Below are 16,820 nucleotides of genomic sequence, written 5' to 3'. Positions count from 1 at the left end.
CCCCGCTGTTAACTTGGAGACTTGTCCTGTTGACTCTGCTTGAAGAGTTCTATCAACTGGTTGCTGAGTGATCCAAATGAAGCCCCATCACATGGTATAAGGTCCGCTCCAGATAATCATGCAGGAAGAAACGCGAGCTTACAAAATGAGCGGCCATATCGGGAGACTGATACTGTTCCAACGCTGCTGTCATGCGCGGGAGGACCGCCTCTCGCCCATGGCGGTTATGCCGGTAACTGTTCAGCAGGGACTGCCATTCCGCCTCATCCCCCGGATACATCTCCCAGCGGTAGACGTATTTATGGATAGCCCGCGAACGATCTGTAGCCTCTTCAAAATCATGCATTACCGCAATCAGTCCGGCAACATCTTTGTTGAGCCGGACTTCATCAACCAGCTTCCAGATCAGATTATAATAATCCTCCAGCCTGTACCTTCCCTGAAGCTCATGCGCCTTCCCGGCAGGAATGCCGTGGAACCGCTCCAGGAAGCGGTCAATAAAAGTCTCCGTATCCGCCTTCCGGTTCCAGGCCAGCTCAGCATGAAGCAGCATGGGATACCAGGTCGTTTCAAAGATTCCGTAAGGGACTCCCAGACTGAACGGGCCGGTCCAGTTCGTAGCCACCACGCAATCAAGGTGGAGACGACCGGCTGCTTCAGCCCACTGCCGCAGATTATCCGTCCGGTTATCCAGCACGGGATAATTCTGATGCTCTGCCGAGTCGAAGCTGCGGACCGCTGGTGCCCCCATCACTTCAATGCCGAGAGCCCGGAATTTGTCCGCCAGCCCTGAGACCTCCGCTTCAATATTGCGGCCGTTATAGATCCAGATCATCGCTACACTGCGCGTGTCCAGCTTCGCCAGTTCCTCAGGCGGGCATTTATCCAGCATGTCATGCCAGAATACCGGCGTTCTGCCCCGGCTTGAAGTGAATTCAATCAGCCGGTTCAGAAAGGCGATGAACGCCCGCTCCCGGATTCCGCCGAAGGCTTCCCGGCATTGCGCACACTCACACAAGCTATACACTTCATCACAGCCTAGATGAATATAAGGGGAGTCCGGATGAGCCTCCATCATCTCACCCAGCAAATCCGTAATGAGCTGATAGGATTCCGGACGGGACGGGCAGATTTCTCCGGTGGAAGACTCGGTCTCCCGGAGATGCCGCCAACGGTCGTGCCGAAGCACATATTCCAGATGCCCGAAGCTCTGCTGAAGCGGAATAATCTCGATAAAATGCTCCTTCGCAGCGCCCAGCAGCGCCTCCAGCTGCTCCGGATTCAGCGCATGCTGCGGGTGCGTCAGCTCCTGATACTTCCGGAACGGAAACTTGTCTTCGTATTCGATCAGGACCGCATTGATCTTGTAGTTGGAGAAATCAGCCAAATAACGGACCAGCAGCTCCGGCTTCGAGAAGGTCTGGCGGAGGTCATAGTTCATCGCACGCAAACGGGTATCCGGCCAGTCCATAATGCTGACTGCGAATATCTCTCCCTGCGGATTCCGCAGCTGCAGCAAGGTCTGGAGCCCATAATACAGCCCGGCGGCATCCGTAGCCCGGATGCGAACGCGATGCTCAGACACCTCCAGCAGATAACTCTCCTTCCGGCCTTCCAGCACTCCAACTAGCCCGGCTCCCGCTACGCCGTTCTCACCGCTGCCCCCTCCCAGCGCTCCTTTCTGCAGACGCTCACCAGCAGACGTTCCCGCCGCGCTGTGCAGCAGCAGAGAATAGCCGTTGCCTTCTGTGGAGCTGACCAGCTTCGCCCCGGGAAAAGCACGGCGGCAATGCCGCTCCAGCCTTGGCTCCTCCTGCTCCATCATCAGACTCAGCCATACTCCGTCATTGATCTGAAAAGCGCTTCCGTCCTCAAGCTTCATCTGTTGCGGTTCTGGCAATAAATTATACACGGCTCTCCTCCTTATCTTGCAGCTTCATTCCCCGCTCAGCTGCACGTTCTGCATACGGTCGTAAGCTTCCTTATATACGCCTACCAGCTTATCCACGCCCAGATTGTTCATTTCCTCCACATACTTATCCCATTCGGCAAGATTTCTGGAGCCGGTGACGAATTTGGCGAAGCTCTCATCCCGGTGCTTGTTGATCGCTTCCCCGGTAAGCGAGATCACTTCATTCTCCTGCTCGGTGAAGGCTGGGCGGGGCTGCATGGCGGACGGGTCATACTTGGCCGCTTCTTCATAAGCATGCTTCAGGTTATCGGAGAAAAGCGACAGATGGGCATCGAAGTCGATCCAGGTATACGTGCCGCTGGTCTGCAGCCCGGTCTGCTTGCGCATTTCGGTCACATCGCTGTATTCCGGCTTGAACTTGATCGTATCGCCTTCTTTGGTATAGGTCTCCCCCTCCTTGCCCCAGCTGGCAAGTGTACGCCCTTCCTCTGTATAGAAGAAATCCATATAGGCCATGATGTCTTCAATCTGCTTCGAGGTCGAAGCCACTGTCAGACCGCTCTCCAGATAGTGAAAATAAGGATTGAGCTGCTTGCCGTCCGCCAGACCTGCGGGTGGAGCCAGGAACTGCATGTTGTATTCAGGGTTGTCTTTCTGCATCGCATTGTTGAAGAAATCAATCCGGCTGATATAATCGACGGTGACAAAAGACTTGCTGGTAGATACCATATCCTGCCACTGTTTTGTCTGCAGCGAGAGGAAATCCGGAGGAATCAGCCCTTCATCATAGAAGCTTTTCCACATGCCGAGCATTTCCTTATAAGCGGGCTCCGTTGGCCCGTAATGCCACTCACTGTTATCAAAATTAAAATATGCGCCCTCACTGGTCCCGAAGTTTATCGTCATGCTGGCATTCAGCTCATCGGGGTTCTGCCCGTAACGGATGGAGAGCGGAAAGCTATCCGGGTATTTCGCCTTCAGCACCTGAAGAGCTTCATGAAGCTCCTTATAGGTCGTTGGCGCCTTCAAGCCTTCCTTGTCAAAAACATCCTTCCGGTACATCCAGACTAAGCGGTTCGTCTCTCCGAAGCCCTGGTTCGGGAACATATACATCTTCCCGTCTGCGGACAACGCCGCCTTAGCTTCATCAGGATACTGCTGGATCCACTTGCTCAGGTTCGGCATCTTGTCCATATACTCCTTGATATCCACCAGAGCACCTTGCTGGCCGAATTTGTTAGATTCCTTACGGTTCGGCATATATAGGATGTCCGGCAGGTTTTTGGAGGCAATCGCCAGATTGAGGCTTTCTTCAAGCTCCCCGGAAGGCGTCTGCACCTTCAGGGTGACACCGGTCTTCTCCTTCAGCCAGCTCCAGACCGGCCAGGACTCCGAATAAGGAAACGTAGCATTGTTGTCCAGCAGCGCCGTGAAGGTCTTGACCGGCAATGCAGACGGACTTCCCGAACCTTCACCGCCCTCCTGCACAGCAGCTTCCGGCGCGGCTGCATTCTTATTGTTGCCGCTGCAGCCGGACAGAAGCAGCGTTGCCATCACGGTAAGCAGACTTGCAGTCATCCATTTTCTCATATAAGCCACTCCCATTCCTATGAATTGTACTGTTCGTTGTCAGCCTTTGACGGCTCCAATCATTGCGCCTTGGACGAAATACTTCTGGATAAACGGATACACGGCCAGAATCGGAAGTGTTGATACCATAATCGTCGCATATTTCAGCGATTCTTCAACAATCTGATTATCCCCCCCAATACCGGTTACATCTCCTGAGCTGGAGGTGCCGGCAAGGACCATATTGCGCAGCAGTACCTGCAGCGGGAACAGCTCCGAGGAGCGCAGATACAAGAGCGGGCCGAGGAAATTATTCCACATACTCACTGCATAGAAGAGCGCAATCGTCGCAAATGAAGCTTTGGACAAGGGGACGATGATACGGGCAAAGATACCGATGTCATTCAATCCGTCCATACGCCCCGACTCCTCCAGCTCCTTCGGAATGCCCGCGAAGAACGTGCGCATCAGAATCAGATTCCAGGTGCTCACCGCACCCGGCAGCACCATCCCCCATACGGTATCGACCAGATTCAGAGAGCGGACCACGAGGAAAGTGGGAATCATCCCGCCGCTGAAGAACATGGTGACCACAATCAGCATGGTCAAGCTTTTGCGCAGCGCCATATCGCTCCGCGACAAGGCGTAAGCTCCCGTGGAGGTGATGAGCAGGGAGATCAGTGTACCCGTAAAGGTGTAGACGATCGTGTTCTTGTAAGCTACCCAGATCTTGGAGTCCTCCAGTACCACTTTATACATGTCAAGGTTAAAGCCCTTGGGCCAGATGGACACTTTATTCTGGATGACATTAGAATCACTGCTAAGCGACACCGCCAGCATGTGTACAAACGGATACAGCGTAGCGGTCACAACCATCAGCAGCGCAATCCCATTGATTATACTGAACAGATTCATCCGGAATTTCATAATAAGCACCTCTTTTCTACCATAGACTGGTTTCACTTATGCGGCGGCTGATCCAGTTGGCACTATAGATGAAGACCAGACTGATCATCCCCATGAATAGGTCTATGGAAGCACCGTAGCTGAAATTACCTTGCTGCATACCGACTCTGTATACATAAGTGCTGATAATATCCGCAGTTTCGTAAATCGCCGGATTCTGCATCAAGAAGACCTTCTCGAAGCCTATCTCCAGCACCTGCCCGATATTCAGAATGAGTGTAATGACAATCGCGGGAGAGATACCCGGCAGCGTAATATGCCAGATCCGCCGCAGTCTGCCTGCTCCGTCCATTTCCGCCGCTTCGTACAGCTGGGGATCAATGGCGGTTAGCGCAGCAAGATAGATGATGGTCTCCCAGCCGATATGCTGCCAGATTTCGGAGAGTACATAAATGATACGGAAGAAACCCGGCTCGTTCATGAAGTTAACAGGCCCGATGCCAAGGCCCCCGAGCAGATTATTGATCAGCCCTCCCGTTGGCGAGAGAAACATAATCACCATACTGGCAACAATGACATTGGAGATGAAATGCGGAAGATAGCTTACCGTCTGCACGAGACGTTTGAAGGATGCCTTCCTTACCTCATTCAGCAGAATCGCGAGCAGGATCGGGGCAGGAAAGCCGAATACCAGCCGGTATAATCCAAGCAGAAAGGTATTCTTCATCAGCAGCAGGAAATCCGGGTTCTCCAGAAACATCCGGTAATATTTGAAGCCCACCCAGTTGCTGGCCCAGATCCCCTTGAACAGATTGTAATCCTTAAACGTGATCACCAGCCCGAACATCGGCAGATACTTGAAAATCAAATAATACAGCAGACAGGGAAGAAACAGCAGCCATAATAATTTGTTTCTTCTCCAGGTCTTCATCACCCGTTCCCTCAGCTGCGGCCGTTCCCGGTTTCTCCCGGCGGTTGTCTCCGGCAGTGCATTTGCTTGCCCCATACGCATCCCCCTAAGTACTGTAGTGATGTTAGCTTATTTCCCCTTTCAAGCCGGGAGTTATGGTTGAATTATAGGGATAAAATCCGTGATAGCGCTATCAGCATGTTATAATACATATCGCCCGATTAGCGATTTTCTAAGAATCGGCGTATAAAAAGAAGAAAGTGCATATTGTCCGTGTGAGCTTTCGGGAGCTATGATGGTATAAAAAGAATGTCCATAGCAAGGGGGACCATCATGCGCAGAAGAACAGACTTTAAATTTGCTTTCAACGCCTTGTTCGTGAAGCTAATGCTGAGCTTTCTCAGCGTTATCCTGCTGCTGGCTTCTTTCAATCTTGTCTCTCATCTATATCTGAGCAAGAAGGTCTATCAGGAGATGGTCCGCCAGAATGAGCTGGGTCTCAAGCAGACCGCCCTGAGCTACGAGAATCATTTCCGGCTGACACAGAACATCATTCTAACCCTTAACCGATCGCGTACATGGACGGCCAACCTGGGCCTCTTGAGCCAGGTCCGCGAGAACAGGCGTTATGATGTGGTCCGTGAGGTCAAATCGGATCTGGCGAACGTCTACTCCAACCCGTTCCTGCATATTGAGAACTTCATTCTCTATTTCAAAGAAGCGGATTATGTTTTTGAAAAGGACGGCACCAGCAGTATGAACGATATGTTCTCCAAATATTATGCCAGCAAGGAGTATCCGCCGGATTATTGGAGCCGGCAGACGATGGGCAATCAGTACATGAGGGTCCTGCCTGCAGCTAATTTTAGAGAGAGTACGATGAATTCCTCGCGTCCGCTCGGGTCGCTGCTGCCGCTGGTCACCCAGGTTCTTCCCAATAAGGAGGTCTATGGCATTGTCATGCTGAATGCACGCGAATTGCACACGGCTTACGGGGATGGGAGCGCAAGTCCGTTCTATATTCTGGATGCAGACGGCGTCATGCTGTTCTCCACCTCGGCAGACCGGCCGGTATTAAGCGACATCTCCGGGAGCATCAGCTACCATGAGCAGGTCGGAGACCAATATTATTTCTATCAAAAAGGCGGGCAGACCGGATTCACTTATGTCCAGGTTACACCAGCCGCTGCAGTTACTTCCGGGATGCGCCAGATGCAGCTGCTGCTGGCCGCCCTGCTGACTGCCGCCGTGCTCACCAGTATTCTGTTTTCGCTGTTCTTCAGTTACCGTCTTAACCGGCCGCTGCAGCGGCTGATTGCAGCACTGGAGCGCAAGTCGGGTACAGGCGCGGGTAAGCTAAGCAGCGTGAAGGAATTCGCTATCATCGGGGACCGCATGAGCCGTATTCTGGAGACCAACCAATTCATTCAGACCGATCTGGAGCATAAAAATTCGCTGGTGCGCCAGTACGCCTACTCCCATAAAATTAAGAACATCCCCCTGAACCCCAATCTGCTGGAGCTGGAGGATGCCCAAGCGGAAGACCGGCCGTATGCAGCCGTGCTGTTCAAGCTCAGCTTCAAGCAGCCGTCCCAGAGCCCGGAGAAGGATACCCTGATGCTGTGGCAGCTGATCCAGCACCTGTTCCTGGGCAGCGAAGGGGATATAGTGGCTGTGCAGCCGGAGCAGAACCAGCTCCTGCTGCTGCTGTTCCAATGCGGACCGCAGAGCGCTATTCTTCAGACACTCCAAACTCTGAAGGAGCTGCTGGAGGTGGAGCCCGCCTTTTATTTGACCATCGCGGTAAGTCCGGTCTACTCCGGGGAGACTCCGATTACCGGTGCTTACGGGATTCTCTCCTTACTGCTTAAAGAACGCAGGCTGAACGAAGAAACCCAGATTATCGTAGAGCCGCGCGCTTCATCGGCCCGTTCCTTTCATGTCAAGGTAACCCATGGGGAGGAGCTATCGGGCCTCCTGCTGTCAGGCAATGAGGAAGCGGTGCTGGGATGGCTGGCCAGACAGCTGGAGCAGTTGAACCAGAAGGACGCTGCGGCCGAAGATTTCCGGGCCTTTGCCGCGGGAGCGTTGGAGCAGGCGGGCAAGACGGTAATGAAGCTGGGGTTGGAGGAGGCTGTACTGATTCAGCCGGCTCTTAAGGAGAACTTCGAGAGCTTCTATTCCACCGGGCAATATAAGGAATGGCTTCACGCAATGGTCCGGCCGATCCTTGCCGCCATGCGGGCGAAATCCGAGACCAAGGACCCCGTACTTGCTTTTATGCTGGACTATCTGGATAAGCACTACGGAGAGAATATCAATCTGAATCTTGTTGCAGACAAGCTGAATCTGAGTCCGGGCTATCTGTCTACCTTCTTCAAGGAGAAGCAAGGCATCAATTTCAGCGACTATCTGAACAACCTGCGGATCAGCCATGCCAAGGAGCTGCTGATGAACCTCGACCTGCGCATTCAGGAGATCGCACTCCAGGTCGGCTACCTGAATGTCAATTCCTTCATCCGTATGTTCAAACGCGCCTCCGGCCTTACGCCCGGCGAATACCGCAAAAGCCATGCCAGCGGAGGACTGCCCGCTGCGGAAGACGGGCCTTGAGGCGGTCCGCTTCTTCTGCCTCGATGGTCCATACGCACGCAAAGAAAAGGCTGCTGATCTAAGCTCAGCAGCCTTCCGTTCCAGTCTGGTTTCTCTGTGGTTCCTATTTAATCACCTGCCTAACTCACAGTCAGAACCGGTTTATTGGCTGTGTTTTCTTTGCTGTTGAAGCTTATCGTTGCACCGTTATTGTTCTCAACCTGCAGCTTGAAGGTCACTTTCTTATCGCCGCCGAGCTGGCTATTCACAAAACCCGCTGCATCGATAGTGTACCAGCCGGCTGTAGATACATTAATTGTTCCAACCAGCACTGCACCTGTACTGCCCGGCTGATTGTTCCAGGTGATGCCTCCTGTTCCCGACTCTATCCATTCATCACTGCCGGTAAGTCCGTATACCTTCACAGGCGTTGACGCAGATACGGCATTACAGTATATCTTCAGTAGAGCAGAAGCAACGGGTGATCCAGTACGCCCGGTAAGATCGAATCTTACAAACCCTTTCCGGTTATAGCCCTCATCCGCATCTCCCTTTACATCGACTGTTGCTGCTGTTCCATAGTTGGTTGCCGCATAGGTGCCGTCTCTTACATAGGCATCTCCATTTGTAATATAGTCGGTTGGTGCACCTGAGGATGCGCCTCCTCCCATGAAGGCGACCATCGCCATACCCGCTGCATTGCCTGATATGGTAACCTCATTGGTAGCATAATCTCTGCGGTTATCATGCCAGATCATCCGGTTGTCATTGAACTGCACGATCCCCGGATCTTCCTGCCCGGCAAGCAGCGGGTCCTGCTGGTCTACAGCGTACTGGCTGCTGGTCTCAAACCCCTCACTCCAGGCTCCGCGGAGCTGGTAATTCGGGTTATTCACACGGTTCAATGTGGTTACACGGTGGCGGGGATTTTTAAACCAGCTTGTACCCGCACCATTTAACTTACTCACGCCCCACGGATTCCTTCCCAGCATGAAATCAATCTGCTGCTGGGCCAGAACCGCATATGTGGTATTTCCGGTTAATTCCTGATACATCATCGCTTCTACCGCATTATTGCTCATGGCTTCATACGTACCCCATTTGGGTTCACTGCTGGTATTCCAGAATTGCCCGTCAGCATAATTCTTTTTCAGGTTCAGATGATTATTCATCCGGCCTGCGGCAGTATTCTTATAAGCCGGATCAAGGGAGGCGACCTCATAGTTTGCCCAATGATAGGCTCTGGACCAGTTGAGGCTTGTGTTACTTTTGTTGTACCATTCTCCCGCACTGTCACAGAACGATTTCGCTTCTGTTAAATAGACGGCGGTACCTGTGGCCCGGTAGAGCTCGGCAGCCGCCCAGGCCATATCGTCTTTATAGTCCGTATCCACGTAGAATCCGTCCGCATCCCCGGCAATTCCCGTCCTTGTCTTACCCCAGGTGTAGATCTGCTGGGCTGCAGTCAAATAGCCGGCAGCTAATGCAGCATTATAGACCGGTCCGGCAGCATCTCCCCATATTTTAGCTCCTAGCGCTAAGGCAGCTGCAGCTTTTCCGGCCAGGTTTGCGCCTGTACCGGCAGGGCATGGATGCACCGGACGCGCCGCGCCATAGATCGTATTGTCATTTTGCGGCCAGGTTTTGCTGCGGGAATCCAGATCATCATTCTCGACATCATGGTCCAGGCCGTCGGCTACTTCCATATACAGAATCTGGTTGGTGTTGTCCCACAGCTTGAGAATGAAATCAAGACCTACCTTCGCTTCCATCAATGCTCCGGCCGCGCCTCCGGGAGCAGGAAAAGCTTCCGGATGGTGGATATAAGTCGTTAGCATCACATCCGTAACATGTCCGATGGTGCTCAGAAATTTGATATAATCCGAGGCATCATGCCAGCCCCCGGTAAAGTCCTTGGTGCCGAAAGCACCATCCGGCTTTCCGTCAATGGATGAGTTCGTTCCCGTCATATGGCATACGCCATGATCCTGCGGACTGGTATTCCCACACCGCTGCACTTTGAAGAACTGCATGGACAGATCGGCCAGACTGCTGTAAACGGAATTGCTTATAGCGAAGACCGGGGACTTATAGGCGTTGATTTTTATATAATATCCGCTTCCGGCAGTAGTTAGTGCACTGAAATCTATAGCATAGGAATAAGCACAATTTGCACCACCCGCGTCACCCCAGCTCCCTTTACTGGCTGTGGTAATGGTTCCGTTCAATACCGAGGTGTTGTTTGAATTGAACACATCATATCTAACTCCGCTCAAGTCCGTGCTTGATAATACGATGGCTATTTTAGCCGCAGCCGGACTGTATCCAACCTGGTTAACCCTTATAAATATGCCGCTTACACTAGCTTGAACCGAATCCGGTGAATTCATATCTTTGTACACGCCCTTTCATTTTTCACGTGCAAGGTGCTGTAATTTATATGAAGCCGCCTGCCTCAACCAATCACCTCCATGAAGTCATTTAAATGTCAGGCTGTAAACCGCTGCGCCTTGGAGCGGTGTACCTGCATTATAACCAGTCCTATCATGGGAATTAAATCCTCATATGTTATTTATATCGTCTTTTTTACGGATAGCGAAGAAAATGAATACATACATGGCAAAGTGTATATGGTCAGTGTCCGATGCTTCCAAGGAATATAGTCCTACTTTCCAAATTTTGATTGAAATAGGACGGACGTAGGATTATAATCAGGTCACATAACCACTTTTTACCTAATATTTTAAATAAAATACATAAATGACAGGAGATAAGCCTATGGATTGGCTTCATGCTTATGAGGACGAGCTCCGTGTGGTCTTTGAGGAGAGCCGCAGGGTGATCTCTGCGTTTCCAGAGCCGCTTAATGCCCGCGGCCTGTCGTATCTCAATCAGTTCAACGTGTTCCACCCGGACAGCCACAAGAATTACATCTGTTACCTGCTGCCCTTCTGGCTCCAGGACCCGTGCAGCCTGAACCCCGAACTGGCCCGCAGGATGTCCGCAGGTAACATCTTCCTCATGCTCTACTTCTTCCTCCAGGATGATCTGATGGACAGCCCGGAGGCCTCGGCTGCGCAAACGCTGCCGCTTGCCAATCTGCTCTATGTCGAGTTTCTGGCTACCTACCTTCCGCTGTTCCCGGCGGACTCTCCCTTCTGGCCCTGCTTCAGCCGTTACATCAGCGAGTGGGCAGACAGCGTAAGCGGGGAAGCCGGCAGCGATTACTTCCTGAATGACCGCATCCGTATCTCCCATAAGGCCAGCCCGCTTAAGCTCAGCAGCACGGCTGCGCTGCTGCTCTCCGGCCAGTCCTCCTCCATTCCCGAGGCCGAAGAGATGATTCACACTGTGCTGTTGACCCTGCAGCTGCTTGATGACTACGAGGATTGGGAACAGGATCTGGAGGACAGCAGCTATAACTGCCTGCTGTCAATGGTACGCTCCAGTACCGGGATAGCCGCAGAAGAACCACTGACCGAATCAGCAGTGAAGGACTTCCTCTATGTAGCAGGCGGACTTACCGGATATGCTGCAACGGCCCAAGCCAACCAACTCATCCTGGAGGAGGCCAGCCTACAGCTGCCCTTGCTGGTGTCCTTCCATCTCGTGCTCGTGCAGAACCTGCAGCAGATCGCCGCAGCCATTGAAGCGCAGAAGCAATTGCTGCTGGGCGGGGGGCTGGATTACTGGCTATCTTCGCACTCGAATCTCTCATAATTTATGCAAATAGCAATAGAATTATAGAATGGCCTATGCTATACTAAAAAGGCAATTATAACCATTTCGAAAGGGTGATTGTATTGTCAGTAGGAGTTCTTAAGAACCAGGTGATTCAGAAGGCGTGGGAAGATCCGGCTTTCAAACAAAGACTGCTTGCAGATCCGAAGGCAGCGCTCCAGGAAGTGCTGGGCATCAACCTTCCTGACAACATTACACTGAAGACCGTAGAGGAAGGCTCTAATGAATTCTACCTGGTCATTCCCCCAAGCCCTTCTTCCGATGTAATGAAGACACGTATCACCCCAATGGGAACCTGGTAGCATATTCAAGTCAACCTATTACCGGGAGTTGGAATCGTCCGGCCCTTCTGCACGCGGCAGAATGGTGATGGACTCGGTTCCAACTCCTTTTTTGCTCATAAAACGAATTTCGCCCTCCATCGCTTCAATAATACGGAAGGTAACCATCAGCCCGAGCCCCGTGCCCTTCGTTTTATTGGAGGAGAAATACGGCTCGCCCAGACGGCTAAGCACAGCCGGTTCCATACCTGCCCCGTTATCCTTAATATGAATATGTACCTTATCGCCCCGGCTGTAGGCCAGCAGATGAATCGTGCCTTCCTCCCCCAGGGATTCAATGCTGTTCTTGATGATATTAATCATCGCTTGCTTGAACTTCGAGGAATTCCCTTTGACCCGCAGGCCGTCTTTCACCTCCAGAATCATTTTGCCCCCGTTCAAATGGCATAAAGGCAGCAGGATGCTCTGGATATGCATGAACTCTTCATTCACATAGAGCAGGGAGACCTGTTCAAATTCCGGCTTGGCAAAGGTCAGAAAATCGGTGATAATACTCGCCGCCCGGTCCAGCTCACTGAGCGCCATGGACAGGTATTTCTGCTCGTCCCCGCTCGACTTCTCGCTGAGCAGCTGGAGGAACCCCCGGGTCACCTGGAGCGGATTACGCACCTCATGGGCTACCGACGCTGCCAGCTCGCTGATAATCTCCATTTTCTCCGAACGCTGCAGTTCGTTGTTGAACAGCTCCAGCTCCTGCGAATATTTCACCACTTGGCTGTGGTTCTGCGCCAGCCGCCGTCCCAGAATCACAATCAGCGAGAGAATGAACACAACCAGCGCCCATTTCCAGTAGAAGAGATCATAATTTCCGCGTTTGAAATAATACCACAACAGCTCCAACACCCCGGTAAGGGCAGCCGTACCGAAGCCGCAGGCGAAGATGATCGCATCCTTATTGCGCTTCAGGGAGAACACGATGACGCAGCCGATCAGCAGAATGAATTGAAGAATCATAATAATGCCGACAATGTTGGTGGAGATGAAGTAGTAGAATTGCAGATACCGGCCCCCGGAGAGTGCATTTATAATGAGGAGGACACAGCAGAATAAGGAATAGGCCATCTGGAATTTGCGGAACCTGCGGATGATGCCGTATTTGCCCGCGCCGAATATTTTCTCGAACAGGAAGGTCAGTGCGGGTAACAGGGACAACAGCGCCACATCGAACAAAAATACGCTGAGCCCGCCCAAATAGCTGTAGAAGGTATACGTGAAGGGAGAGTAGGTTACAGACAGCACACCGGTAGAGGCGATAACAATAGACAGCGAAGCCGCCACAGGGAAATACTCCTTGTTCAGGAAAAATGCGCACACAAACAGCACCGCCGCCACGAAGATAAAAGCGCCGCCCAGAATCACATCTATGAGTCCGTTCTTGATATAGTCCTTGATTAGAATACTGTGCTCACCGAGCATCACCTGCTCTTTGATTCCAATCCGGTCCTGGAGCGTCTGCGTCCAGATATAGAGCGTCTTTCCGTTATCCCGCATGTCCAGGGGCACAAGCAAGGAATAATTATCCATAATAAAGCCGCGGTCCCCTTCAAAAACCAGCCGGTCCTCCACATACACCTTCACATGTAGCGCATAGATCGTCTGAATATAGACGGAGGGGGACACGTAATGATAGGAGGGCAAAGTGATCTTGGTCCAGGCGGAGGATACCCCGGAAGGCTTGCGCGGCATCTCGGCCTTCGCCTCCACATCGATCCACCCCTGGTCTTCCGTTACCGGAGCCCGGAGTCCGCCATCCTCCGTCCCCTCCTGCCACTTCATCTGCCAATGTCTGATCTCACCGGCGGGGGAAGCACTTTGCGCGGATACCAGGAGGCTTCCGCAGGTTAAGCAAAGCAGAAACAATACTAACGCTGTATGTAAACTTTTGACCATCAAAGACATGCAAGCACCTCAGAGGAAAGTTTTAGAAGAAAAGTTCTGTTAGTGTTAATATTTCGCCCCATGCTATGCCCATCCCTTCAAAAAAACGGAATAAACAAAAAAAATTCCTAATTTATGCTGGAGGCCGGCAATTCAATAAGTACCTCGGTCCCTTCGCCCTTGCGGCTGTTAAACTTAATCGTGCCGTTCATCGCTTCAATAATACGGAAAGTGACCATGAGGCCAAGCCCCGTGCCCTTGGTCTTATTGGAGTAATACGGCTCTCCCAGCCGGGCCAGCTCACTGACCTTCATTCCTTCGCCGTTATCCTTCACGCTGATGATTACAGAGCTGCCTGTCCTCCAGGCCGTTACGACAATCTGCCCCTCCTCTTGCAGTGATTCAATGCTGTTCTTGATCAGATTAATGAACGCCTGCTTGAATTTGGCCGGACTGCCCGTCACTTGAAGCTCCTGCTGCAGACGCAGCTCTATCGAACCGCCCTGCAGATTAGCCAGCGGCATCAGGATTCCCGACACATGCTTCAGCTCCCCCGAGACTTCGAATACATCTACGATATCCACGCCCGGCTTCGCAAAGGTCAGGAAATCAGTAATGATCACCGAGGCCCGGTCCAGCTCCCCCACAGCCATCTGCAGATATTCCTTCTCCTTATTGCCGGAGCGTTCCCCCAGAATCTGCAGGAACCCGCGTGTGACCTGGAGCGGATTACGCACCTCATGGGCTACAGAGGCGGCAAGCTCGCTGATAATCTCCATTTTCTCCGAACGCTGCAGCTCATTATTGAATTTCTCCAGCTCCCTGGCGTATTCCAGCGCCTTCTCATGGCTTCCTGCAAACCTTCTCCCCAGAATAGCTATCAGGGAAAGAATGAACACCATCATGCCCCATTTCCACCAGTACAGATGATATCTCTCCGCCGAGATGAAGTAATGCAGCAGCTCCGCCACGGAAACCACGGCAAATACAGAGAAGCCCCCAGTGAACAGAATGGCATCTGAATTGCCTCTGCGGGCATAAGAAAGCGCCAGATACAGCAGATAGATAAACTGGGCAATCATTAGTACACCGGTTGCGTTAATAGTCAGAACCGAATACAGCGCGTCCAGCCGGAAGGATACTGCGGCATTCAGAATAAGCGCTGCGGTACAGAACAGGGAGTAGCCCAGCTGAAATTTACGCACTCGGGTAGTGAGTCTCCGCTTGCCCGGTCCGAATAACTGCTCAAAATAAAGCGTGAACGCCGGCATAATGGTAAACAGGGCCAAATCGAAGCTGATCTGCCTCAGACGGTCCCCCCGGCTTAGAATCAGCGTCAGAAACGGGGAGTATGTAAGCAGCAGCACTCCAAAGGACAGGATGACAAGCGCCAGAAAGAAACCGCTGTGGAAGAATTCCGGCTTAAGGAACAGCAGACAGATCAATAACGCTCCGGCCATGAAGATCATGGCGGCTCCGAGTACAACGTCCACCAGATCCTGCTTCACATAAAAGGACAGCAGCTGATTATAGCTGCCGACCCTTATGTCCCCCTCGATTCCAAACTCCCCGCTGCCCGCATTCCATAGATAGAGCGGCTTCGCACTATCTTGTGCCGGTAATGGAATCAGCACCTTGTTGCCGCTATATTCCACATCCCCGCTGGAATCGTAGATTAGCCGGTTGTCTATATATGCTTTCAGGTTGTCGCCAAATACTCTATTGATCAGAATAGCGGGAGTTGCTCCCGCAGGGGGCAAGGTGATCCGCATCCAGGCGGAAGCGGTACCAGGTGGCGAAAGGGGCCTGGCCTCCCCCGCCCGCACCCATGTCCATCCGGCGGCTGGCCCTGCCATTACAGCTTCTATGCCGCTATTCCCGGCCGTTTCCCACTTCAGCTCCCAGGCCGGAATTTCCGCTTCGGTATGTGCATCCCATTCTATGGCGATCCCCGCCGGAATGATGGTTATGACAAGCAGCAGCATAATAAAGACTGCGGCTGTTCTGGTTGATGCTAACTTCATTGTGGCACCTCAGTGAATCCTTAGTTGTATTTATATAGTCCATATGATTCTTATTTTCGACAACGTTTGCACAATACCTGCCATCAGACTGCAAATAACCTCGAACCGGCTCGGTTAATTCATCTATTCCGGTTATTCTGACGGCGAAATGAATATATTAATCAGATGGGCAGCCTGGATGCCGGGCAGATTCGCCGCCGTGTAAACGGGTATAGTTGTACTATAAGATGAAGAAGACTTACAACAAGGGAAAAGGGAGCTGATTGACGATGGGTAACGAATTCAATAAGACGGAAGCCGACTTTGCATATGAGCGCTATACCAAAATGGGCGGTATCTCCCCTGAGCAGGATATCCCGCTGGAAGAATTGCGTCCGCTTGGCACGATTACTAAACAAAGCCCCAGTGAGGATACCGCAGACGCCGGGAGACGCCCGCTGGAATCCGCACTGGCCAGTCATGACCCTGCTCATTTCACGCCAATCGATTTCGACGGTGTAGTGGATGACGGCTCTGATCCGGAGCTAGTGAGCGACCCTATTCTAGCGGCCGATATCGGGCTGAATGTACCGGACGCCGGGCTTGGACCGCGCGCAGACCGCCCTGCCCCTTCCTCTGTCACCCCGGGTCCGCAGCGGGATGAGCTGCTGGAGTCAGATGCTATATACACGGCCGGGGCGGCTGGCTTAACCGGCAGTGTCATTGATTATGCGGATACGGAGGACGAGGTGGCAGGAGAAGCGGAGGAAGCCGCTCCGTTGGAGGATGTCCCGGATGCGGATGAGCTGGTTCCCGGCAGCAGCATTGACCCGGCCTCCCCGGACCCTGATGCTATGCCCGGAACCGATGTGCTGAACGGCTCGAACGGTGACGAGTAGACACGGCTAAGCGGTCCTGCCGGAGCGTTCACCCAAGGTCCAGGTTCATATTGACTTTTGGAGACAATC

Annotated in this window: 11 protein-coding genes; 4 read left to right on the top strand and 7 right to left on the bottom strand. The window is 52.4% G+C overall.

The features are described from left to right. Positions 1–52: 52 nt before the first annotated feature. The 4 genes from MKX51_RS03465 to MKX51_RS03450 are packed head-to-tail and all read right to left on the bottom strand — an operon-like array spanning position 53 to position 5,318. Positions 53–1,912, bottom strand: a complete 1,860-nt coding sequence (locus tag MKX51_RS03465) for a glycoside hydrolase family 20 zincin-like fold domain-containing protein (RefSeq protein WP_340991215.1) — start codon at positions 1,910–1,912, stop codon at positions 53–55. Between the two features lie 24 nt (positions 1,913–1,936). Continuing rightward, positions 1,937–3,502: an extracellular solute-binding protein gene (locus tag MKX51_RS03460; protein ID WP_340991214.1), complete on the bottom strand. Its 1,566-nt coding sequence runs from the start codon at positions 3,500–3,502 to the stop codon at positions 1,937–1,939. Positions 3,503–3,541: 39 nt separating this feature from the next. Further along, entirely contained in the window at positions 3,542–4,408 is an 867-nt protein-coding gene (locus tag MKX51_RS03455) for a carbohydrate ABC transporter permease (RefSeq protein ID WP_340943867.1), read from the bottom strand. A 16-nt stretch (positions 4,409–4,424) separates the two neighbouring features. Then, positions 4,425–5,318, bottom strand: a complete 894-nt coding sequence (locus MKX51_RS03450; protein WP_340944750.1) for an ABC transporter permease — start codon at positions 5,316–5,318, stop codon at positions 4,425–4,427. A gap of 312 nt (positions 5,319–5,630) precedes the next feature. Here MKX51_RS03450 and MKX51_RS03445 point away from each other — a divergent pair, with 312 nt between their 5' ends. Next, positions 5,631–7,910 carry a helix-turn-helix transcriptional regulator gene (locus tag MKX51_RS03445; RefSeq protein ID WP_340991213.1) on the top strand — a complete coding sequence of 760 codons (2,280 nt, stop codon included), beginning with the start codon at positions 5,631–5,633 and terminating at the stop codon, positions 7,908–7,910. A 119-nt stretch (positions 7,911–8,029) separates the two neighbouring features. On the opposite strand, the gene MKX51_RS03440 is transcribed toward MKX51_RS03445, so the two are convergent. Next, positions 8,030–10,279 (bottom strand): glycoside hydrolase family 9 protein, encoded by a 2,250-nt coding sequence (locus MKX51_RS03440; RefSeq protein ID WP_340991212.1) that lies wholly within the window; start codon positions 10,277–10,279, stop codon positions 8,030–8,032. 388 nt (positions 10,280–10,667) lie between these two features. Between MKX51_RS03440 and MKX51_RS03435 the strand changes: the two genes are divergently transcribed. Both MKX51_RS03435 and MKX51_RS03430 read left to right on the top strand, forming a co-directional pair. Next, positions 10,668–11,609 (top strand): hypothetical protein, encoded by a 942-nt coding sequence (locus MKX51_RS03435; RefSeq protein WP_340991211.1) that lies wholly within the window; start codon positions 10,668–10,670, stop codon positions 11,607–11,609. Between the two features lie 74 nt (positions 11,610–11,683). Further along, positions 11,684–11,932: an NHLP leader peptide family RiPP precursor gene (locus MKX51_RS03430; RefSeq protein ID WP_445321980.1), complete on the top strand. Its 249-nt coding sequence runs from the start codon at positions 11,684–11,686 to the stop codon at positions 11,930–11,932. Between the two features lie 18 nt (positions 11,933–11,950). On the opposite strand, the gene MKX51_RS03425 is transcribed toward MKX51_RS03430, so the two are convergent. Together MKX51_RS03425 and MKX51_RS03420 are read right to left on the bottom strand one after the other, a co-directional pair. Further along, positions 11,951–13,861 carry an ATP-binding protein gene (locus tag MKX51_RS03425; RefSeq protein ID WP_340995488.1) on the bottom strand — a complete coding sequence of 637 codons (1,911 nt, stop codon included), beginning with the start codon at positions 13,859–13,861 and terminating at the stop codon, positions 11,951–11,953. A 116-nt stretch (positions 13,862–13,977) separates the two neighbouring features. Continuing rightward, the gene (locus MKX51_RS03420; protein ID WP_340991210.1) at positions 13,978–15,873 is read right to left on the bottom strand and encodes an ATP-binding protein; all 1,896 of its coding nucleotides are present in this window, start codon (positions 15,871–15,873) and stop codon (positions 13,978–13,980) included. Positions 15,874–16,142: 269 nt separating this feature from the next. Here MKX51_RS03420 and MKX51_RS03415 point away from each other — a divergent pair, with 269 nt between their 5' ends. Next, on the top strand, positions 16,143–16,751 hold the full coding sequence (locus MKX51_RS03415) for a hypothetical protein (protein WP_340991209.1): 609 nt from the start codon (positions 16,143–16,145) through the stop codon (positions 16,749–16,751). Positions 16,752–16,820: the final 69 nt, after the last annotated feature.

The sequence above is a fragment of the Paenibacillus sp. FSL M7-0420 genome, assembly GCF_038002345.1.
Lineage (GTDB): Bacteria > Bacillota > Bacilli > Paenibacillales > Paenibacillaceae > Paenibacillus_AQ.
Note: the sequence above shows the minus strand (reverse complement) of the source record. Positions and strands in the feature narration are given on the sequence as shown.

What these genes read in the sequence shown, in the direction of transcription:
- MKX51_RS03455 (WP_340943867.1), bottom strand. Translation starts at nt 4,408, where the DNA reads ATGAAATTCCGGATGAATCTGTTCAGTATAATCAATGGGATTGCGCTG.
- MKX51_RS03415 (WP_340991209.1), top strand. Translation starts at nt 16,143, where the DNA reads ATGGGTAACGAATTCAATAAGACGGAAGCCGACTTTGCATATGAGCGC.
- MKX51_RS03440 (WP_340991212.1), bottom strand. Translation starts at nt 10,279, where the DNA reads ATGAATTCACCGGATTCGGTTCAAGCTAGTGTAAGCGGCATATTTATA.
- MKX51_RS03460 (WP_340991214.1), bottom strand. Translation starts at nt 3,502, where the DNA reads ATGAGAAAATGGATGACTGCAAGTCTGCTTACCGTGATGGCAACGCTG.
- MKX51_RS03445 (WP_340991213.1), top strand. Translation starts at nt 5,631, where the DNA reads ATGCGCAGAAGAACAGACTTTAAATTTGCTTTCAACGCCTTGTTCGTG.
- MKX51_RS03450 (WP_340944750.1), bottom strand. Translation starts at nt 5,318, where the DNA reads ATGAAGACCTGGAGAAGAAACAAATTATTATGGCTGCTGTTTCTTCCC.
- MKX51_RS03420 (WP_340991210.1), bottom strand. Translation starts at nt 15,873, where the DNA reads ATGAAGTTAGCATCAACCAGAACAGCCGCAGTCTTTATTATGCTGCTG.
- MKX51_RS03435 (WP_340991211.1), top strand. Translation starts at nt 10,668, where the DNA reads ATGGATTGGCTTCATGCTTATGAGGACGAGCTCCGTGTGGTCTTTGAG.
- MKX51_RS03425 (WP_340995488.1), bottom strand. Translation starts at nt 13,861, where the DNA reads ATGGTCAAAAGTTTACATACAGCGTTAGTATTGTTTCTGCTTTGCTTA.